Raw genomic sequence first — 20,641 nt, forward strand, 5'->3', positions numbered from 1 at the left:
GGTGCGTGTCAGCGGCGGGTGAGGGTGAGCCGGATGCCGCGCGGGTCCAGTGCCTCGGGCAGCGGTCCCGGCGGGTCGAGCACCGGCCGCGTGGCCGTGATCCGGCGCCGGCGCAGGACTTCGGCGCACAGCGCGGTGGTGATCAGCAGGCCGAGCCGGTCGCCCGGGCAGCGGCCCGGGCCGTGGCCGAAGGGGGCCATACGGATGTCCTCGTCCGCGCCGGGGGTCTTCCAGCGGCCCGGTACGAAGACGTGCGCGGCGGGCACCTGCTCCGCGTCGCGCTGGTGGAAGTGGGCGGGCAGCAGGACGGTGGTGCCGGCGGGATGTCGTACGCCCCGCCACTCGGTCTCGGTACGGGTGACGCGGAGCAGGTCGGGCACCGCCGGATAGAGGCGCAGGCACTCCCGTACGCATGCGCGCAGCCGGGGCAGTTCCTCGGGGGCGGTGCATCCGGCGGCTTCGGCGGCCGCGGCCTCCTGTTCTGCGGGGTGGGCGCCGAGCAGGAGCAGGGTGCGCAGCAGCGTGGCGGGGATGCCGTCCATGGCACGCAGGGCCTGCTCCTCGCGGTCGGCGCAGGCGGCGGGGTGGCCGAGCAGGGTGTGCCCGTCCGCGGAGCCGCGGTGGCGGAGCCGGCCGAGGAGGCCGGTGGGGTGCTGCTCTCCCGCGGCCGCGCCGTCGCCGAGCACGATCCGGCGGGCGGCGCGCGCCACGGCGTGCCGGGCGCGGGCCAGGTCGAGGGTGGCGGCGGCCGTGAGGTGCCGGGCCTCTTCGGCGATGACGGTCCGGACGGCGGCGGGGGAACGGACTCCGGCGGGGTCCGGCGAGAGGGCGGTGACGGGTTCGGCGGCGTAGAACTGCCGCAGTTCCTGCCGGTCGAGCAGGACGAGCACCGCTCCGGAGAGCCCGCGCACGAGTACGGGGGCCCCGCCGTGGCGGGCGCGCAGCGCGCGCAGCGTCTCGGCGGAGAAGGCCGGACGGGCGCCGCCGGAGCCGCGGCCGCGGACGAGGAGCGGAAGCGCGCGGCCGGCGGCGAACCGGACGGCTCCGGCGCGGCCGGCCCGCGCCCGCTGCCCGCGTGAGACGGCGGACTGGGTCGTACCGGGACCGGTCATGACCGCACCACCTCCCTCGGATCGGGCCGCGGGGACGAGGTCCTCCGGCAGGACGTCCAGTGCGGCCTCGTGAAGCGTGCGCATCCGGGTACCTCCGCGCGCGGCCGGAAACCAACGGTCGGTGACATCGCCCTCACCGTACGTCCCCCCGACGCCCCCCGCGCCCCGAGCACCACCCGGGTGGATCCGGTGGTCGAAACCCTGGCCGGGGCGTGTGCGCGAAGCCCCGCCCGCCCCGGCGGACGGCGCTACTTCGCGGACGCCCCCTGGGGCGCGGGCGCGAAGGCCGCTTCGCGGAAGGTCGTGCGGAGGGGGCCCGGGGGGCGGGTGGGGTGGAGGAGGGCCCAGCGGTGGAGGCGGGGGGCGAGCCAGACCGTCTGGGTTTCGCCGTAGGACCAGGCGCCGTGCGGGGCCGGGTGCCAGAGGAGGCCGCGGGCCGGGGTCAGCTCGCCGGTGCGGATGCGGAGGGACTCGGTGACCCAGGCGCGGGTGAGCGGGTGCTCCGCCGGGGAGAGCAGGTGGCCGAGGAAGCGGGCCAGGTCGGCCGGGGGTGCGTGCAGGGTGCCGTCCGCGAAGCCGGTGCCGGTCATGCCGAGGGGGTCCCAGACGCGGGTGGCGGCGAGCTCGGCGAGCGGGCTGCCGGTGAGGTGTTCGGCGAGCCGGGTGAGGGCGGCGTGCGCCGCGGGGCCGGTGGAGTGGCTCAGCAGGTGGTGCGCGGTGGTCCCGGCCTCGGCCTCCACCCCGTACGCCGCCAGGGGCGTGTGCAGCCGCAGCGCCTCTTCGGCCACGAGGCTGCCGATCACGGGCCACAGGGCGAGTACGGGCACCAGCGCGCCGACGTCGAGGACCGCGGCCCCGTCCGCGGATCCGGCGTACGGCCCGTCCGGCCCTCCGATGGCCCAGACCGCGTCGGGGTCCGCGGCCCGGAGCACTCCCCTGATGCGGACTTCCGCGCCGGCTGCGTCGGCCGCGTCCGCGCGGTCGCTTTGGAGCGTCATGGGCTCCACGCTAGCCACCGCCCGGCGGGGCCCGCCGGTCCGGCGCCCCGGAGGCGGCCCGGATTCGGCCCGGGCCACCCGAATGCCAGCCGCGCCCCCCGGCACCCCGGGCGCCGGAAAACCGCGTGCCTTCCGCCGGGGCTCCTGGCAGGGTCTCCCCGGTGACCCTGATCCTGCCGCCCCGCATCACCGCCTCCGCCGCCCGGCTCCGCGAGGCGGCCCTCGCGCGCGGGCTGGGCACCGTACAGCTGGAGACCTTCGCCGTGCCCGACGGGCTGCGGGCACGGCATCTGCATGCCGGTCCGGCATTCGCCGACGCCGTGGCGCCGCGGCTCGGGATCGGGCTGCTGGAGGCCCCGGCCGACTGGCTGGCGCGGCTGCCCCGGGAGTTCACGGGCCGGGAGGTCCGCCTGGTCCCGATCCGCGAGGCCTGCGCCCTGCGCCGGCCCGTCTTCGTGAAGTCGCCCAACGACAAGTCGATCCCCGCCCTCGTCTACGCCGACGGCTCCCGCCTCCCGGGCCCCGACGCCGTGGACCCGGAGACCGAGGTGCTGGTCAGCGATGTCACGCGCTTCACGGCCGAGTACCGCATGCACCTCCTCGACGGCGCCGTGCACACCGCGAGCCGCTACGCCGAGGACGGCCGGCTGAGCCTCGGCCCGGCGGCCGCCGAAGCGGTCGCCTTCGCCGGGCGGCTGCCGTTCGCCACCCTCCCCTCCGCGATCGTCGTCGACGTCGGTGTCGCGGACGGCCGCTGGTCGGTGGTCGAGGCCAACGCCGCGTGGGCCAGCGGCACGTACGCCTGCGATCCGCAGCGCGCCCTCGACGTCGTCCTGCGCGCCGCCGCCCCGCTGGACTCCTTCACGGACCGCGACCGGGAATTCCTGCGCTAGAGGAGGCGCCGAGCGCGGGGGGCGGGGCGCCTTCCGGCACCCCGCCCCCCGCCGTCAGCCGGTGCCCGTCAGCTCTTGTCGGGGCGGTCCGTCACGCGCAGGGAGTTCAGCAGCGGCTTGCCGTACCCCCCGTGTGCGACGAAGCGGACGTTGAGCACGCCGTCGGTGACCGTGACCGTGTACGTCCGGGTCAGGGCCGTGTACGTGCCCGCCTCCAGCGCGATGTCCAGCGAGGGCAGCACCTGGGTGCCCTCGGCCATCACGTCGAAGACACGCTTGTTCGGCTTCGTCGAGGACAGCTCCGCGAAGCCGAGCTCCACGGTGTACGTACCGTTCGGGACGTTGTCGAAGCGGTACTCGTACATGCCTTCACGGGCGTTTCGGAACAGCTTCTGATCGGCCGTTCCGGCGATGGTGCGCCCGGTGGAGTGGGTCGAGGAGCTGCCCTGGTAGCCGTACGAGCCGGCCGTGTACTTGCGGTCCGGGGACCAGCTGTCCCCGAGCGCGTCCGTGGCAGCGGAGTCGGAGCCCGCGTCCAGGGCCACCTGGTAGCGCGGGACCACGACCTTGACCGGGACGGTGAGGACCGGGCTGCGCCCGCTCACCGAGCTGATCCGCAGGTTCGCCGTGAGGACCGAGCCGGCGGCCAGACCCGTGGTGTCGACGGCCAGGTTCACGGTGGCCTTGCCCCCGATCACCAGGTTCCCGGAGTCGGGGGTGGCCGTCAGCCAGGCGGCGTCCTCGGCCACCGTGAACCGCGAGTCGATGGTGCCGGTGTTGGTGAGTTCGAGGGTGCGGGTGCGCTTCTGTCCCGGCGGCAGGACCAGCTCCAGGGAGGGCTGGGAGGCGGTGACCCGTGCCGTCCACAGGGACTGGTTCACGGCGGTGACGCCGCCCGGCTCCACGGTGAAGGCGTTGGTCACCCCCGTGTACATGTCGGCCAGGATCGTGTACGAGTTCTTGCCGGAGGCGGCCTGCAGGAGGTAGCCGCCGTCCGCCCCGGTGGTCGCCGTGACGGCTTCGGCGCCGAAGCCGACGGTCACCGTGGCCCCCGCGACGCCCTTGCCGTCGTTCGCGTCGAGTATCCGGCCCGCGACCACGCCGCTCTTGGTGGTCCTGAAGGCGATGGCCAGTCCGTCGGTGATGCCGGCCTGGTTGAAGGAGTACTTGAAGGCGTCGGTGCCCAGCGCGTTCTCCACGCCGACCGTGGCCGTGGAGCCGCCCTTGATGCCGGTGCCGCCCGTCCCCTTGTAGGTGTAGACGACGGTGCCGTCCTCGCCGATCGCCGCCGAGAACGAGAACTTGTCGGCCTGCGCCGACCAGTGGGACACCTCGCGCCACTCGATCACGTACGTCCGGTGCGGGGCGGTGCCGGTGACACCGGTGAAGACGCCCGAACCGCTGCCGGCCGCGCCGACGACGAGGTCGTCCCAGAACGGGTACAGCGCCGCGTTGGGCGTGGCCGTGCTCGGGATGTCGCCGTTGATGTCGCCGGTGTTGTTGCCGCCGAAGCTGACGGTGCCGTTCGTCCCGATCCAGGCCTGGCCGTACGTCTTGCCGTACAGCGGGAGCGGGAACGGCAGGTCGACGCGCTCGGTGGTGTTGTCGCCGGTCAGCGCGAGCTGCCGGTCCCCGGCCGCGTACGGGCGGCCGCCCGGGGTGGCGCAGGCGTAGCCGAAGTTGTCGGTGCGCTCGGGCAGCGTGAGCGCGAGCGTCGTGTCGCCGGCGACGGTGGTCTGGGCGGCGGTGCCGGTGACGCAGCGGGAGGAGTGCGCGGCCCGTACCTCGTACGTGCCGTGCGGCACGGTGAGCTCGAAGCGGCCCTGGTCGTCGGCGGTCGCGGTCAGCGGGGTGTCCGTGAGCGTGACGGTGGCGCCCGCGGCGGGTCCGGCGGCCGAGGTGACGGTGCCGGTGAGCTTGCCTGAGGGGGCCTGGGTGAGGGAGAAGTCACCGGTGGCGGTGGCGTTCTCGGTCACCGTCGCCTGCGAGGTCTGCTGGCCGTAGCCGAACTTGGAGACCGTCAGCGTGTACGCGCCGACCGACAGGGCGGGGAAGGCGTAGGTGCCGTCGGCCGCGGTGGTCGTCGTACGGCCGATGGGGCCGGCCGCGGTGACCTTGGCGCCCGCGACGGGTGCGCCGGCGGAGCGGACGGTGCCGGAGACGGCGCCGATGGCGCCGCGCGGGGCGCCCGAGACGGCGGCGAACGCGTCGAGCTTGCCCTCGCCGAACACGTTGTTGTCGGCGGCGTTGCCGCCGCACTGGCCGTTGTCGGTGTCCTGGGCGGTGCCGTCCAGCAGTTCCTCGGTCCGCGCGACGTCGCCTTCGAGGGCGGGTGCGGCGGACCAGAGCAGGGCCACGGTGGCCGCGGTGTGCGGGGAGGCCATGGAGGTGCCGGAGAAGGCCTCGTACCCGCCGCCGGGGACGGATGAGCGGACGTTCACGCCGGGGGCGGCGATGTTCGGCTTGACGATGCCGCCGGGGCCCGCGCCGCGCGAGGAGAACGACGCGATCGCGCCGTTGATGTCGAAGGCGCCGGAGCTGTAGGAGCTCGCGTAGTCGCCGGGCGAGCCGCTGGTGGCGCAGCCGGGACCGGAGTTCCCGTTGGAGAAGGCGGGGAAGATGCCGGCGGCGCGCCAGGTGTCGACGATCTGCTGGTACCAGTCGTCGTGCGCGGCGCTGCCCCACGAGTTGTTGACCACGTGCGGGGCCAGGTCGGGGCGCGGGTTCTGGCCGCTCAGGTCGGTCGGCGCGACGATCCACTGGCCGGCGGCGAGGAGGGAGGCCTCGGAGCAGGAGTTGGTCTCGCAGCCCTTGGCGGCGATCCACTTGGCCCCGGGGGCCACGCCGATCTTGTTGGCGCCGCCGTCGTCGCCGACCATGGTGCCCATGGTGTGGGTGCCGTGGTCGTTGTTGTCGCAGGGGGCCGCGGTGGGACAGACTCCGGCCGGATCGAACCAGTTGTGGTTGTGGTCGTAGGACCCGTCCGCGTTCTTGCCGCGGTACTGGCCGTTCACGGCCGGGTGCGTGTAGTCGACGCCGCTGTCGATGTTGGCGACGACGATGCCCTCGCCGCGCACGCCGAGCTGGTCCCAGACCTGCGGGGCCTTGATGCGGTCGACGTTCCACTCGACCGCGTCGGCGGCGGCCTTCTCCCGTTTGCCCTCGGCGGGCTTGGGGAGGGTGACCTTGTCGTCGGCGTCGATCCGGGAGACCTCGGGGCGCTGTGCGAGGGTGCCCGCCAGTTTCTGGCTGCCGACGACGCGGACGGCGTTCACGATCCAGTACGAGGTGTACTCGGCCTTGGCGCCGTCCAGGGCCTTGATCACCTCGGCCTGGCTGCGCACGGCGTGCTCCTGCTTGGCGTGCAGAACCGTTTCTGCTTTGGCTGCGCGGGTCTTCTGCCGCCCCGCCGCCGAGAGGTCGGCGGCGCTGTTCAGGTACACCCAGAAGACGGCCTTGCCGGAGTCGTCGAGCTGGGTGCGGAGTTTCGGCTCGATCTTGCGCTCGGCCGCTGCGGGGGTGGGACCGGGTTCCGGCGCGGCCGCCGCCACGCCCGCTCCTACGGGCAGGAGCAAGGCCGTGGTGAGAGCGGCGAGCGCCGCGCGTAACGATCGTCGCCTGTTGCGTTGGGCCACGTGTGGTCCTCCTCGGACGCCGTGTGCAGGTTGTGCGGGAAGGGCGTGCGCGACGTGCGCGGTCATGGTGAAGGAAGGGTCATGGACATAACAAGAGGGCCTCATGAGCCGTACGCTTCGCGCCTGGGGTGGCCATCGCGGCCCCGGCGGGCGAGCCTGAAGACATGACCGATCCAGCGCCGGGCACGCAAGAGCGCGATCCGGCCGGACCCGGCGTGCCGCTCGCGTCGGCCCGGGGCCGGTGGATCGTACTGACCACCGTGCTCGGCTCGACCATGGCCATGCTCGACTCGACCGTCGTCAACGTCGCCCTCCCCACGATCGGGGTGGACCTCGACGCCGACATGGCCGTGCTCCAGTGGACCGCCAACGCCTACATGCTCACCCTGGCCGGGCTGATCCTCGTCGGCGGAGCGCTCGGTGACCGCTTCGGGCGGCGCCGGATCTTCGTCCTCGGGGTGGTGTGGTTCGCGGGCGCCTCGCTGCTGTGCGGGATCGCGCCGAACACGGGGGTCCTGATCGCCGCGCGGGCCCTCCAGGGCATCGGCGGGGCGCTGCTGACCCCCGGTTCGCTCGCGCTGATCCAGGGCTCCATCGCCGCCGAGGACCGGGCCCGGGCCGTCGGGCTGTGGTCGGGGTTCGGCGGGGTGGGCGCGGCCGTGGGGCCGTTCCTCGGCGGCTGGCTGGTGGACGGCCCCGGCTGGCGCTGGGTGTTCCTGCTGAACGTGCCGGTGGCCGCGGTGTGCGCGCCGATCGCCCTGCGGCACGTACCGGAATCACGTGACCCGCAGGCGCACGGGCGGTTCGACGTGCTCGGCGCCTTCCTGGGCGCCGCCGCCCTCGCCCTGCTCACGTACGCGCTGATCGAAGCCCGGTCCGGGTCCCCGCTCGTGATCGCCTCGGGCGTCGGGGGCGTGCTGCTGTCCGCCGTGTTCGTGTACGTCGAGCGGCACCGGGCCGATCCGATGCTGCCGCCCGACATCTTCGCCTCCCGCCAGTTCACCGCCGTCAACGTGGTCACCCTGTTCGTGTACGCGGCCTTCAGCGGGTTCTTCTTCCTGTTCGTGCTCCAGCTCCAGGTGGTGGCCGGCTACTCGGCACTGGGCGCGGGGGCGGCCCTGCTGCCGACGACCGCGCTGATGCTGCTGCTGTCGGCCCGTTCGGGGGCGCTCGGCGAGAAGATCGGGCCGCGGATCCCGCTCACGGTGGGGCCGCTGCTGTGCGCGGCGGCACTGCTGCTGATGCTGCGGGTCGGGCCGGACGCCTCGTACGTGCGGGACGTGCTGCCGGCGCTGATCGTGATGGGCATGGGCATGGTGGCCCTGGTGGCTCCGCTGACGGCGACCGTGCTGTCCTCGGTGGACCCCGGCCGTGCGGGCCTGGCCAGCGGCATCAACAACGCGGCCGCGCGGGCGGCCGGGCTGCTGGCGGTGGCGGCGCTGCCCCTGCTGGCCGGGATGGGGCCGGACGCGTACCGCTCGGCCTCGGAGTTCGACGCCGCGTTCGGGCGGGCCATGCTGTGGTGCGCGGGGCTGCTGGTGGCGGGCGCCGCCTTCGCCTGGGCCACCGTGCGCAAGCCCGTGCCCGGGGCCGGGTGCCACCCGGAGTGCCACACCTTCTGCGCGACGACCTCTCCCCCGCTCGAACCCCCGAGGACGGCGAAGCCCTGACCGGCGGCGCGCCATGTGCTGGAACGCCACGGCCGATCTGACGGCGGGTGCGGTCATCACCGCCGTCGGGATCGTGTGCGTGGCGCGCGTACGGCGGGCCCGCGATCTCCCGATCGCCGCACTGCCGTTGCTCCTGGGCGCCCACCAGCTGGTGGAGGCCGCCGTCTGGCACGCGGGCGGCGGCTGCGGCCCGGCCACCACGGCCTGGGTGGTGATCGCCCTGCCGGCGCTCCCGGTCTGGGTGCCGCTCGGGGTCCTCCTCGCGGCCGATCCGGCGGTCCGGCGCCGCCTGGCGGGGCCGGCGGCCGTCGGCCTGACCACCGCCGCGGTGCTCGCGTACCGCATCTCGACCCGGCCGGCCGTCGCCGGGATCCGGGGCCACACCCTCGGCTACGGCGTGAATGTTCCGTGGATGCCTCTCGTCCTCGCGGGCTACCTCTTCGCCACCCTGGGCGCCCTGCTGCTGTCCGGCGACCGGCGGCTGCGGCTCCTCGGTGCGGTGCTCGGCGCCGGGGCATTGGCCTGCTCAGCGCTGTGGCGGCTGGAATTCGCCTCCACCTGGTGCGCCTTCGCGGCGGTCGCCTCGCTGCTCGTCCTGGGGTGGGTCCGGCGCCCCGGGACGGGCACTTCTGTGACGTGACAGGCCGAAAGTTACCTTGACGTATGTAGTGACTTCCCATGCGCCCGGCAGTAGAACTCGTTCCCATTCCGCCGAGAGTGAGGAACGTCACATGAGTGACAAAGGCCTGCACAAATCCGGCTCCAATGGGATCTCACGCCGTGGATTCATAGCTAGAACGAGTTCTATTCTTGGGGCCGTGGCCCTCGCCGGTCAGATCACCCCGGCCCACGCCGAGAGCGCCGCTTCAGCGGCGGCGGCCGCCGGCCCCATCGACAACGGCGCGCACGTACCGGCCCTGGTGATCGGCACCGGCTACGGCGGATCCGTCGCCGCGCTGCGGCTCGCCCAGGCCGGGGTCGACGTCCACATGATCGAGATGGGCATGGCCTGGGACACCCCGGGCTCCGACGGCAAGATCTTCTGCAACACGACCTCGCCCGACCAGCGCTCCTACTGGCTGCGGACCAAGACCAAGCAGCCCCTGAGCAACTTCCTCGGCTTCCCCATCGACCGGGACATCCCCCGCTACACCGGGATCCTGGACGCCGAGGAGATGGGCGGCATCATCGTCTACCAGGGCCGCGGCGTCGGCGGCGGCTCGCTGGTCAACGGCGGCATGGCGGTGACACCGAAGCGCGCGAACTTCGGCGCCATCCTCCCGTCGGTGGACGCCGAGGAGATGTACGGCACCTACTACCCGCGGGCCAATGCCGGACTCGGGGTCGGCCTCGTCGACCCCGCCTGGTTCGACACCGTCGACTGCTACCAGTTCGCCCGCGTCGGCCGCAAGCACGCCCAGCGCTCCGGCTTCCCCTTCGTCTTCGTCCCGGACGTGTACGACTGGGACTACATGAAGCAGGAGGCGGCCGGGACCGCCCCCAAGTCCGCCGTGGCCGGGGAGATCCTCTACGGCAACAACCACGGCAAGAAGTCCCTGCAGAAGACCTACCTCGCGCAGGCCAGGGCCACCGGCAGGGTCACCATCTCCCCTCTGCACAAGGTCACTTCGGTCTCCCCTGCGGCCGGCGGCGGCTACACCGTCGCCATCGACCAGATCGACACCACCGGCGCCACGACCGCCACCAAGACCGTGGTCGCCGACAAGGTGTTCTTCGCGGCCGGCAGCGTCGGCACCAGCAAGCTGCTCGTGCGGCTCAAGGCCACCGGCGCGCTGCCCGCCCTGAACGGCGAGATCGGCAAGGGCTGGGGCGACAACGGCAACGTCATGTGCGGCCGGGCCAACCACCTGTGGGACCCGACCGGCAAGGTCCAGGCCTCCATCCCCTGCGGCGGCATCGACAACTGGGACGCGGGCGGGGCCTTCGCCGAGGTGGCGCCGCTGCCGACCGGGATCGAGACGTACGCCTCCTTCTACCTGTCCATCACCAAGAACCCGCACCGCGCCGAGTTCACGTACAACGCGGCCTCCGGCAACGTCGAGCTGAACTGGCAGACGGCGTGGAAGCAGCCGTCCATCGACATGGCCAAGAGCATCTTCGACAAGATCAACTCCAAGGAGGGGACGATCTACCGGACGGACCTGTTCGGCACCAACAAGATCTGGGGCGACCACCTCACCTACCACCCGCTCGGCGGCGCGGTCCTGAACAGGGCCACCGACAACTACGGCCGCCTGCACGGCTACACCGGCCTGTACGTGATCGATGGCGCGCTGATCCCCGGCAACACCAGCGTGAACCCGTTCGTCACCATCACGGCGCTCGCCGAACGCAACATCGAGAAGATCATCGCCACCGACCTGTAGGCGATCCGTACGCAGACCCGGGGCCGTCGGAGGAACCGACCGGCCCCGGACCCGTTGCCCTCGCGGCCCGCGTCAGTGCCCCGGCAGTACGCACACGCTGTCGAGGCCGAGCACGTGGTTGAGCCGGCCGAAGGCCAGCCAGGAACCGATGCTCATCGTGAGCTCCACGATCTCGAGCTGGCTGTACCGCGCGGTCATCCGCTCCCAGAACTCCTCGTCGAGGTTGTGGTGGTCGAGCGTGTAGCGCTCCGCGTACTCCGCGGCCAGCCGCGTCCGCTCGTCGAACCGGTCCGTGGTGCGCCAGTCGGTGACGGCGTCGGAGAACTCCTCCTCGACCTTCTCCCCGTCCCGCTCCGTGCGCCAGTCGAGGCAGAACACGCATCCGTTGATCTGGGCGACGCGCAGCCGGGCCGCCTCGAACTCGCGCAGTCCCAGGGTGGTGTGGGCGTACACCGACAGGGAGAAGTTCGCGGCGGCCATCCCGATCCCGGGGACCATGTCGCCCCACACGTACTCGATCGGGTGCTGGCCTTCGGGTATGTCGATCCTCATGGCTGTTTCCTTCCGAGCTTTCCGATGGCGGGGCGCAGGGGGACGTCGAGGGCGTCGTAGAGGCCCGGTTCGGCCTCCACCAGCCAGTCGATGGCGCCGACCAGGCGGCCGACGGCGGTGGCGTTGCCGCCCGCCGAACGGTTCTCGCCCTCGTCGGTAGCCTCGACGGTGACCTCGATGTGCGGGCGGCCCTCGATGATCACGCGGTGGGCGCCGTCCCCGCCGTCGGGCGGGGACGGCCAGTCGGGGGCGCAGGAGGCGTGGATGCGGGTGACGTGCTCGATGACGAGGCGGGGTTCGCCCTCGACGATGCCCTGCACCTCGAAGCGGATGGCGCCCTGGGTGCCGGCTTCGAACTCGCCCATGGTGCGGGTGGTGACGGTGGTGTCCAGGGGGCGGCGGTCCACGGTCTCGCGGATCTCGTCGAGTTCGACGCCGAGCGCCCGGGCCATCATGCGGATCTGGCCGCCCCACACCATGGTGGGGACGGACGGCATGAGCATCATCGGCTCGAAGTCCATGGGCTGGCCCATGCCGACGAGGTGGCGGACCGAGTCCGGCTGGTCGTAGGTGGAGTAGTCGAATATCTCCTGGCAGCGGATGGCGTCGATGGTGCTGCCCAGGCCGCTGAGCAGGAGCGGGAGGACGTCGTTGCCCCAGCCGGGGTCGACGCCGGAGGCGAAGAGCGAGCCGCCGCCCTCCGCGACCGCCGCGGCCACCGGATCGCGGAACTCGGGCGGGGCGTTCCGGTGGTCGTAGAGCGGGTAGAGGGCGGGGCTGACGACGACCGCGCCGGACCGGATGGCCCGGGTGATGTCGGCGAGCGCGTCGTCGGGGCGGGTGTCGCCGGAGGCCGCGTAGACGACGGCCTGCGGCCGGGCGGCCAGGACCGCTTCGATGTCGTCGGTGGCCAGGACCCCGGTGTCGTGGTCGAGTTCACCGAGCCGGCCCGCGTCGCGGCCGATTTTCTCGGGATGGTGGACGATGACGGCGGCCAGTTTCAGCGCCGGATGGGCCTCTACGGCACGGATGGCCAATCGGCCGACGTTGCCGGTACCCCAGACAACCGTGGAAATCATGCGCGGAGGGTAGCGACAGGACCTGCACGTTTCCAGAGTCGCGGGCCCCGGCCTTCGTTACTGGTTCTGGCCGCCCAGGACGAAGAGGAGGTAGACGAAGAAGGCGAAGAGGTGGCCGACGAACAAGTAGGCGACCAGCCGAATCAGCAGACCGCGCGGGAACTTGGACTGGAGCTTCATGGTGGGACTCCTGGGCTGGGAGGGGTCAGCGGTGGTGTGCGGGTGCGCCGGGGGCGCCGCCGCCGAGGCACAGCCCGGCGAGGCTGCTCTGCAGCAGGGTGTGGACGAAGAGCAGATCGGCCCCGCCCTGGGTGGCCGCGCCGATCCGGTGCGGGGTGAGGGAGTCGAAGTGCGCACTGTCCCCCGGCTCCAGCAGGTACTCGGCCTCGGCCAGGCGCAGCCGCAGCCGCCCGCCCAGGACGTACAGCCACTCCTCGCCGGGATGTACGCGGACCAGCTCGCCCTGGCTGCGCCCGTGCGGGACGTGCACGCGCAGCGCCTGCATCCCGCGGCCGGGGCCGCCGGCCTGCCAGTACGTCCACCCGTCGGCCTCGCGGGCACCCGGACCGCCGGCCCGTACGATGGGATCGGCGACGGCGGGGGTCTCGCCGAGCAGTTCCGAGACCGTCGTACCGTAGGTGCGGGCGAGTCCGAGCAGCAGTGGCAGCGAGGGCTGGCGCCGCCCGGTCTCCAGCCGGGACAGGTGCGCGGGCGAGAGCCGGGCCCGCGCGGCGGCGGCCTCCAGCGTGAGCCCGGCGCGGCGCCGCAGGTCACGCAGCTGCGGTGCCACGGAGGGCAGCTCGTCGGCGCCGGTGTCGGGGCCGAGCGGTTCGTCGGGGCCGAGCGGTTCGTCGGGGCCGAGCGGTTCGTCGGGCCCTTCGGGGCCGGGGGCAGGACCGGATGTCATGCCCTGATTGAGCCAGAATCCTGCCTGCCTGGCAATTTCCCTTGCCTCTGAGGCAAAGACGGGGCGTCCTCTTCCGTGTCAGGCCCCGCCGAGCACCGTCTCCACCGTGTCCGCCTCCTGCGCGCTCTTGTCCGGGCGGTGCCGCAGCACCCGCGCGAAGCGCAGCGCGACCCCGGCCGGGTAGCGCGGGGAGCGCTGGAGCCCGTCGTACGCGATCTCCACGACCAGCTCGGGCCGCACCCGCACCGTGAACCCGTCGTCCTCCACCGCCAGCTCCCCCAGCCGCTCGGTCTGCCAGCGCAGCATCTCGTCGGTGAGCCCCTTGAAGGTCTTGCCGAGCATGGCGTACGTGCCGTCGGCGGCCCGCGCCCCGAGGTGCAGGTTCGACAGCAGTCCGGTGCGCCGGCCGTGGCCCCACTCGACGGCGAGCACCACGAGGTCGAGGGTGTGCACCGGTTTCACCTTGAGCCACTGCCTGCCGCGCCGCCCGGCCGCGTAGGCGGAGTCGAGGCCCTTGACCATGACCCCCTCGTGACCGCGGCGCAGGGTCTCGGCCCAGAACTCCTCGGCTTGCGGCGCCTGCTCCCGCGGGTCCTCCACGACGAGCCGGCGGACCCGGGATTCCTGCGGCACCAGTGCGGCGAGCGCCGCGTACCGCTCGCGCACCGGGCTGTCGAGGAGCACCTCGTCCCCCGCCGCCAGCACGTCGAAGAAGTAGGGGACGACGGGCAGCGTCCGGCGCGCCGCCTCGACGTCGAGCCGTGATCCGACCCGGCTCGCGACCTCCTGGAAGGGCACGGGCCGGCCGTCGGGCGCCTGACCGATCACCTCGCCGTCGAGGATGAACCGCTCCCCCGGCAGCGCCAGGGCGAGCTCCGCCACCTCCGGCAGCCGGCCGGTGATGTCGTCCAGGGACCGCGTGTACACCCGTACGCCGTCCCCGTCGCGGTGCACCTGCACCCGGATCCCGTCGAGCTTCTCCTCCACCGCGCAGGGCCCGAGCACGTCCAGGGCCTCGGCCACCGACTTGGCGGTGTTGGCCAGCATCGGCTGTACGGGCTGCCCGACCCGCAGGGTGACCTCGCGCAGCGCCGCCGCCCCGTCGGCCAGTACCGCCGCGGCCACCCGCGGCAGCGAGCCGTCGAGCATCGCGGCGCGGCGCAGTGCGGCGGCCGGCACGCCCGCGGCCGCGGCGACCCCTTCCAGGGCGACCGCGTCGAGGGCGCCCTGGCGGACCTCGCCGGAGAGCAGGCTGCGCAGGAACCGCTGCTCGGGCGCGGTCGCCGCGCCGAGCAGGGCGTCGAGGACCCGGCGGCGCCCGGCCTGCGCGCCCGCTCCGGCGACGGCGGCGAAATCGGTCACCGCCGCGTCGACGGCGGTGACGGTCAGGGTGGGCTCGGCGGCGGGCTCGACCTCGGCGGCGAGCGCACGCCAGCCGATGCCCGGCCGGCCCTGCGGCAGGCGCCCGGAGAGGTAGGAGACGACCAGCGCGGCCTCCTCGGGCGGCGCGGCCGCGAACACCTCCGCGAGCAGGGCGGTCTTGCGGGAGCGGGCGGAGGTCTCGGCGACCTCCCGGGACACGCGCGCGACCTCGGCGAGCAGCATGCCGTCATCCTCCCGCCGCCCGTCGCACCCCGCAGCTCGGGTCCTGGGAGTGTCCGCGAAGTCCCGCCTGCCCCGAGACGCCCGGCACGCCCGTACCGCAGGCGCGGTATGCCGGGCCGCCCGGGTACTCCTCCAGGAGGTGGGCGGTTCCGCCCGGGGGCGCTCAGGGCGCGGCGGCCCGGCGTCTAGGGTTTCGGTATGAAGCCCCGACTGCCGAAGCTCCGGCTGCCACGGCGCCGCCGCACCCGCCTGCTCGCGGGGGCCGCCGCGCTCGCCGTCGTCGCCGGGGCCGGTACCTGGACCGCCTCCGCGTCCGGAGAAGCACCCGCCGTGCACCGCCAGGACCGCATGGTGGAGATGCCCGGCGCGGCCATCGACACCTCGTTCTTCACGGCCGGCGGCGCCGGGAAACGGCCCGCCGTACTCCTCGGGCACGGGTTCGGCGGCAGCAAGGACGACGTCCGCGCGCAGGCCGAGCGCCTCGCCCGGGACGGCTACGCCGTGCTGACCTGGTCGGCGCGCGGCTTCGGCCGCTCCGGCGGGCAGATCGGGCTGAACGATCCCGAGCACGAGGTCAAGGACGTGTCCCGGCTCGTCGACTGGCTCGCCCGGCAGCCGCAGGTGCGGCTCGACGGGGACGGCGATCCGCGCGTCGGCGTCGCCGGCGCCTCCTACGGCGGGGCCGTCTCGCTGCTCGCCGCCGGATACGACAAGCGGGTCGACGCGATCGCCCCGCAGATCACGTACTGGAACCTCGCGGACTCCCTCTTCCCGCAGGGCGTGTTCAAGAAGCTGTGGGCGGGCTTGTTCTTCACCACCGGTTCCGCCGACGGAATGCAGCCCGGGGGCGTCCCTGGTACGGACACCGCCCCCGCGCCCGGCCCCGCCCCCGCCGGTGGCGCCACCGCCTGCGGGCGGTTCCAGCCCGAGCTGTGCGCCATGTACGAGCGGGTCGCGGTGGCCGGGAAGCCCGACGCCGAGGCCCGCGCCCTGCTGGAGGGGCGCAGTCCGTCGGCGGTCGGGGACCGGATCAAGGTGCCGACACTGATCGTGCAGGGCCAGGAGGACTCCCTCTTCCCGCTGGACCAGGCCGACGCGATGGCGAAGACGATCGCGGCGAACGGGGCGCCCGTCTCGGTGGACTGGGCGGCCGGCGGACACGACGGCGGCCTGCGCGAGTCGGCCCGGGTCGAGGACCGGGTGGCCGGCTGGTTCGACCGCTACCTCAAGGACGAGCAGGGCGCGGACACCGGCCCGGTCTTCCGCGTCTCGCGCTCCGGAGGCATCGATTCCACGGACGGGGCGGTACAGCTGCGCGGCGCGAGCGGCGAGCGCTACCCGGGGCTGGCCTCCGCTCCCCGGGAGTTCGCCCTGAGCGGCCGGGAGCAGGGCTTCGCCAATCCGGCGGGCGGCGCGCCTCCCGCGCTGTCCTCCCTGCCCGGGATCGGCGGTCAGCTCGCCGCCGTCGGGGCCGGGCTGTCACTGGACTTCCCCGGGCAGAACGCCCGGTTCGAGTCGGAGCCCCTGACCGAGGAGGTACGGGTCACCGGGGCCCCGACCGTCACCCTGGACGTGAGGTCGACGGCTGCCGACGGTTCCGCCGTCCTGTTCGGCAAGCTGTACGACGTCGGGCCCGACGGCCGCCAGGCGGTGCTGCCGAGTCAGCTGGTCTCCCCGGTGCGGGTGGAGAACGCGCAGCAGGGCACCGCCGTGCAGCTGCGGCTGCCCGCCGTCGACCACGCCGTGGAGGCCGGGCACCGGCTGCGGCTCGTCGTCGCCGCCACCGACCTCGGCTACGCGTCCCCGGCCGCTCCGGCCACGTACACGGTCGCGGTGCGGGGCGCCCTGGCCGTGCCGGTGGCCGACGGGGTCAGGACGGCCTCGGCGGGGCTGCCCGCGTGGACCTGGGGACTGCCGCTGGGTGCGGCGCTGCTGGCCGCGGCGCTGCTGGGGATCCGGAGGACCGGCCGGGAGGGTGCGGGGCCGCCGGGTCATGCAGCGCAGCCCGAGCCCGCGGCGGCCGACGTACCCCTGGACATCACGGGGCTGACGAAGCGCTACCGGGGCGTGCAGGACCGGTACGCGGTGCGGGACCTGTCGTTCCGGGTGGAGAAGGGGCAGGTCCTGGGCCTGCTCGGGCCCAACGGCGCCGGCAAGACCACCACCCTGCGGATGCTGATGGGGCTGATCTCGCCGGACGCGGGCGAGATCCGGGTGTTCGGGCACGAGGTACGGGCGGGGGCGCCGGTGCTATCGCGGGTCGGGGCGTTCGTCGAGGGGGCCGGCTTCCTGCCGCACCTGTCGGGGCGGGCCAACCTCGAGCTGTACTGGCAGGCCACCGGGCGTCCGGCCGAGGACGCGCACATGGCGGAGGCCCTGGAGATCGCCGCGCTCGGCGACGCGCTGGACCGCGCGGTGCGCACGTACTCGCAGGGCATGCGGCAGCGCCTCGCGATCGCGCAGGCCATGCTCGGCATGCCGGACCTGCTGATCCTCGACGAACCGACGAACGGTCTGGATCCGCCGCAGATCCGGGAGATGCGGGACGTGATGATCCGGTACGCGGCGGGCGGGCGGACGGTCATCGTCTCCAGCCACCTCTTGTCGGAGGTGGAACAGACCTGCACGCACCTGGTGGTCATGGACCGCGGGCGGCTGGTACGGGCGGGCGAGGTCGCGGAGATCACCGGCGGCGGGGACACCCTGCTGGTGACGCTGGCCGGGCCGGTGGACGAGGGGACGATGGCGAAGGTGGCCGCGCTGGAGGGAGTGGGTGCGGTGACGGCCGCCGATGACGGGCTGCTCGTACGGCTCGAGGGCGCGACGGCCTCCGGGCTGATCGCCGAGCTGGTGCGGCTGGAAGTGCCGGTGAGCGCGGTGGGTCCGCACCGCCGGCTGGAGGACGCGTTCCTCACCCTGATCGGAGGTGCGGCATGAGCGCCGTGACGGAGGTGGCCCCCGGCTACCGGGCGAGCCGTACGCTGCCGCTGCGCGTGGAGGCGCTGCGGCAGTGGCGCCGGCGGCGGACGCTGGTGATGGGCGCGGTGCTCGCCGCGCTGCCGTTCATCATGATCATCGCGTTCGCGGTGGGCGGCGGACAGGACGGCCGGGGCGGCAGGGACGGGCGGATCACGCTCATCGACACGGCGACGGCCTCGGGGGCGAACTTCGCGGCCACGTGCCTGTTCGTGTCGGCCGGTTTCCTGCTGGTGGTGCCGGTGGCGCTGTTCTGCGGGGACACGGTGGCATCGGAGGCGAGCTGGTCCTCGCTGCGCTACCTGCTGGCCTCGCCGGTGCCGCGGACCCGGCTGCTGTGGAGCAAGCTCGTGGTGGCGCTGGGCTTCAGCCTGGCGGCGATGGTGCTGCTGCCGCTGGTGGCGCTGGCGGCGGGCACGATCGCGTACGGCTGGGGCCCGCTGAAGCTGCCGACGGGCGGCTCGCTGGCGGCCGCGGAGAGCGTGCCGCGCCTCGCACTCGTGGTGGCGTTCGTCTTCGTGTCGCAGCTGGTCACGGCCGGACTGGCGTTCTGGCTGTCGACGCGGACGGACGCGCCGCTGGGCGCGATGGGCGGGGCGGTCGGCCTGACCATCGTGGGGAACGTGCTGGACGCGGTGACGGCGCTCGGCTCCTGGCGGGAGTTCCTGCCCGCGCACTGGCAGTTCGCCTGGGCGGACGCGCTGCAGCCGCATCTGGAGTGGGGCGGGATGATCAAGGGGGCGGTGGTGTCGGTGTCGTACGCGCTGGTGCTGTTCGCCCTCGCGTTCCGCGGGTTCGCCCGCAAGGACATCGTGTCCTGAGGCGGCCGCCCGCGGCGGGCGTGGGCCGTCTGTGGCAATCGGGGCGGCGGCGCGTGCGTCTGCCGCCCCGTCGCCCCCGGCACGCTGAACAATCGCGGTCGTCACGACGCATCGACGCGTCTGCGCGGCACCGAGGGGTACGACCGATGCACACAGCAGGACTTCCGGCTCGCAGGGGCGTACTGACCGGAGGTCTCGCGGCCGCCCTCGTCACCCTCTCGGGGTGCTCGTCCCCACGTCCCCGGAAGGTGGCGACCGCGGCCCCGCAGCCGCGTCCGGCCACCCCGCAGGCCGCGTTCACCCGCCTGATGGAGGGCAACAAGCGCTGGGTGAGCGGCAAACTCGACCACCCCGACCGGGATCCGGAGCGGCGCGAGCTGGTCGCCGAGGCGCAGGATCCCTTCGGGGTGGTCCTCTCGTGCATCGACTCCAGGGTGGCACCCGAGCTGATCTTCGACACGGGGCTCGGGGACCTGTACGTGCTGCGCACGGGCGGGCAGGCGGTCGGCCCGGTGGTGACCGGCTCCGTCGAGTACGGCCCCATGACGGGCGGGACCCCGCTGGTCGTCGTGCTCGGCCACCAGCGCTGCGGGGCCGTCGAGGCCGCGTACGCCTCGCTGAAGGCGGGCAAGCCGCTGCCCGGGAACCTGGAGGCGCTCGCGAAGGCGATGGTGCCGGCGTACGAGCTGACGGCCCGGAGCCCGGGCGCCGACCCCGTCGACACCATGACCCACCACCAGATCAAGGTGACCGCGGACGGTCTGCGCACCAACTCCGACCTGGGGCCCCTCGTGGCGAAGGGCGCCCTCGGCGTCGTCGGCGCGTACTACTCGCTGGACACCGGCAAGGTCGAAGTCCTGACGGGCGCACCCGCCTGAGCCCGGCTCACCACGTGGTTCACCGCAGGGTTCACCGCAGGGTTCACGGCCCGGCTCACTGCGTGGTTCACGCTGCGGTTCACGCCCCCGCGACCGCGTCGATCTCCGCGAGCAGTTCGGGCCCCAGGGGGCGGTCGGCGACGGCCGCGTTGGCCCGCACCTGCTCGGGCGAGGTGGCGCCCGCGATGACGGAGGAGCAGCCGGGCCGGGCGGAGAGCCAGCCGATGGCGAGTTCGAGGATGCTGCGGCCGTGCCGGTCGGCGACGGCCGCCAGCGCCTCGACCGTGTCGAGGCGCTCCTCGGTGACGTAGCCGTCGCGGCCCTCCAGACGGGAGCCGGCCGGTACGGCGGCTCCCCGGCGGATCTTGCCGGTCAGCAGGCCGTTGGCGAGCGGGAAGTACGGCAGCACCCCGAGGCCGTAGTGCAGGGCGGCCGGCACCAGCTCCCGTTCCGCGGAACGCTGGAGCAGCGACCATTCGTTCTGCGCCGACACGAAGGGCACCGCGCCGGTCTCGCGGGCGACGTGGGCGGCCTCGGCGAGCTGCCAGCCGCTGAAGTTGGAGTGGCCGATGTAGCGGATCTTGCCCTCGGCGACGAGCTCGGTGAGCGCGGCCAGGGTCTCGGCCACGGGGGTCGCCGGGTCGGGGCTGTGCAGCTGGTAGAGGTCGATGTGGTCGGTGTCCAGGCGGCGCAGGGACTCCTCGACGGCCCGGCGGACGTACGCGCGGCCGCCGAGGGATCCGGCCGCGGGCCCGTACTCCATGGACATGCCCGCGAAGCCGAACTTGGTGGCGAGGACGACCTGGTCGCGGCGGCCCTTGAGGGCCTGCCCGAGGTGGCGCTCGGAGCCGCCGCGCCCGCCGTAGATGTCGGCGGTGTCGAGGAGGGTGATCCCCGCGTCGAGGGCCGCGTCGACGACGGAGCGGGTGGCCTGCGCGTCGAGGCGGCCGCCGAAGTTGTTGCAGCCGAGTCCGACGGCGGAGACCTGAAGGCCTGAACTGCCCAGCGGGATGTAGCGCATGCGTTTCGTTCCTCCGAAGGCCAGAAGGGATCGGCGAGAGTCTTGCCGATCGTCCGGCCCCCGTCCACCGGGCGCACGGCGGGTCCGCTGTCGGTGGCGGAGGCCTT

General features: G+C 73.7%; 16 protein-coding genes. 7 read left to right on the forward strand and 9 right to left on the reverse strand.

The features are described 5' to 3' along the window. Window positions 1–8 precede the first annotated feature (8 nt). Together ACFY1T_RS26700 and ACFY1T_RS26705 are read right to left on the reverse strand one after the other, a co-directional pair. Complete coding sequence (locus tag ACFY1T_RS26700; RefSeq protein ID WP_390790416.1) at window positions 9–1,196, reverse strand: cytochrome P450; 1,188 nt, start codon at window positions 1,194–1,196, stop codon at window positions 9–11. 164 nt (window positions 1,197–1,360) lie between these two features. After that, window positions 1,361–2,110: a hypothetical protein gene (locus ACFY1T_RS26705; protein WP_390790417.1), complete on the reverse strand. Its 750-nt coding sequence runs from the start codon at window positions 2,108–2,110 to the stop codon at window positions 1,361–1,363. Between the two features lie 161 nt (window positions 2,111–2,271). Here ACFY1T_RS26705 and ACFY1T_RS26710 point away from each other — a divergent pair, with 161 nt between their 5' ends. After that, window positions 2,272–3,003 carry an ATP-grasp domain-containing protein gene (locus ACFY1T_RS26710; RefSeq protein WP_390790418.1) on the forward strand — a complete coding sequence of 244 codons (732 nt, stop codon included), beginning with the start codon at window positions 2,272–2,274 and terminating at the stop codon, window positions 3,001–3,003. A 68-nt stretch (window positions 3,004–3,071) separates the two neighbouring features. Here the strand turns inward: ACFY1T_RS26710 and ACFY1T_RS26715 are convergent, their stop codons facing one another. Continuing rightward, complete coding sequence (locus tag ACFY1T_RS26715) at window positions 3,072–6,704, reverse strand: S8 family serine peptidase (protein ID WP_390790419.1); 3,633 nt, start codon at window positions 6,702–6,704, stop codon at window positions 3,072–3,074. Window positions 6,705–6,802: 98 nt separating this feature from the next. Between ACFY1T_RS26715 and ACFY1T_RS26720 the strand changes: the two genes are divergently transcribed. The 3 genes from ACFY1T_RS26720 to ACFY1T_RS26730 all read left to right on the forward strand — a co-directional run bounded on the left by ACFY1T_RS26720 (window position 6,803) and on the right by ACFY1T_RS26730 (window position 10,695). After that, window positions 6,803–8,308, forward strand: coding sequence for an MFS transporter (locus tag ACFY1T_RS26720; protein WP_390790420.1), 1,506 nt, complete (start codon window positions 6,803–6,805; stop codon window positions 8,306–8,308). A 13-nt stretch (window positions 8,309–8,321) separates the two neighbouring features. Continuing rightward, window positions 8,322–8,948 (forward strand): DUF6629 family protein, encoded by a 627-nt coding sequence (locus ACFY1T_RS26725; RefSeq protein ID WP_390790421.1) that lies wholly within the window; start codon window positions 8,322–8,324, stop codon window positions 8,946–8,948. Between the two features lie 91 nt (window positions 8,949–9,039). After that, a complete protein-coding gene (locus tag ACFY1T_RS26730) occupies window positions 9,040–10,695 on the forward strand; it encodes a GMC oxidoreductase (RefSeq protein WP_390790422.1) in 1,656 nt (551 codons plus the stop codon). Window positions 10,696–10,767: 72 nt separating this feature from the next. Here ACFY1T_RS26730 and ACFY1T_RS26735 read toward each other — a convergent pair whose 3' ends face one another. The 5 genes from ACFY1T_RS26735 to ACFY1T_RS26755 all read right to left on the reverse strand — a co-directional run bounded on the left by ACFY1T_RS26735 (window position 10,768) and on the right by ACFY1T_RS26755 (window position 14,838). Next, complete coding sequence (locus tag ACFY1T_RS26735; RefSeq protein WP_030154022.1) at window positions 10,768–11,247, reverse strand: carboxymuconolactone decarboxylase family protein; 480 nt, start codon at window positions 11,245–11,247, stop codon at window positions 10,768–10,770. Continuing rightward, window positions 11,244–12,326 carry a dihydrodipicolinate reductase gene (locus ACFY1T_RS26740; protein ID WP_390790423.1) on the reverse strand — a complete coding sequence of 361 codons (1,083 nt, stop codon included), beginning with the start codon at window positions 12,324–12,326 and terminating at the stop codon, window positions 11,244–11,246. Before ACFY1T_RS26740 ends, ACFY1T_RS26735 begins: the two co-directional genes overlap by 4 nt. 57 nt (window positions 12,327–12,383) lie before the next feature. After that, window positions 12,384–12,506 carry a DUF6126 family protein gene (locus ACFY1T_RS26745; RefSeq protein WP_037846875.1) on the reverse strand — a complete coding sequence of 41 codons (123 nt, stop codon included), beginning with the start codon at window positions 12,504–12,506 and terminating at the stop codon, window positions 12,384–12,386. Window positions 12,507–12,531: 25 nt separating this feature from the next. Next, entirely contained in the window at window positions 12,532–13,233 is a 702-nt protein-coding gene (locus ACFY1T_RS26750; RefSeq protein WP_390790424.1) for a helix-turn-helix domain-containing protein, read from the reverse strand. A 78-nt stretch (window positions 13,234–13,311) separates the two neighbouring features. After that, window positions 13,312–14,838, reverse strand: a complete 1,527-nt coding sequence (locus tag ACFY1T_RS26755; RefSeq protein ID WP_390790425.1) for an ATP-dependent DNA ligase — start codon at window positions 14,836–14,838, stop codon at window positions 13,312–13,314. Window positions 14,839–15,036: 198 nt separating this feature from the next. Here ACFY1T_RS26755 and ACFY1T_RS26760 point away from each other — a divergent pair, with 198 nt between their 5' ends. From ACFY1T_RS26760 to ACFY1T_RS26770, 3 genes are all read left to right on the forward strand, one after another. Continuing rightward, window positions 15,037–17,775, forward strand: coding sequence for an alpha/beta fold hydrolase (locus ACFY1T_RS26760; protein ID WP_390790426.1), 2,739 nt, complete (start codon window positions 15,037–15,039; stop codon window positions 17,773–17,775). After that, on the forward strand, window positions 17,772–18,635 hold the full coding sequence (locus tag ACFY1T_RS26765) for an ABC transporter permease (RefSeq protein WP_390790427.1): 864 nt from the start codon (window positions 17,772–17,774) through the stop codon (window positions 18,633–18,635). Before ACFY1T_RS26760 ends, ACFY1T_RS26765 begins: the two co-directional genes overlap by 4 nt. 146 nt (window positions 18,636–18,781) lie before the next feature. Next, window positions 18,782–19,513: a carbonic anhydrase gene (locus tag ACFY1T_RS26770; protein ID WP_390790428.1), complete on the forward strand. Its 732-nt coding sequence runs from the start codon at window positions 18,782–18,784 to the stop codon at window positions 19,511–19,513. Between the two features lie 79 nt (window positions 19,514–19,592). Here ACFY1T_RS26770 and ACFY1T_RS26775 read toward each other — a convergent pair whose 3' ends face one another. Then, window positions 19,593–20,534 carry an aldo/keto reductase gene (locus ACFY1T_RS26775; RefSeq protein ID WP_390790429.1) on the reverse strand — a complete coding sequence of 314 codons (942 nt, stop codon included), beginning with the start codon at window positions 20,532–20,534 and terminating at the stop codon, window positions 19,593–19,595. Window positions 20,535–20,641 lie beyond the last annotated feature (107 nt).

This window comes from Streptomyces sp. NPDC001194 (assembly GCF_042896985.1).
Taxonomy (GTDB): domain Bacteria; phylum Actinomycetota; class Actinomycetes; order Streptomycetales; family Streptomycetaceae; genus Streptomyces.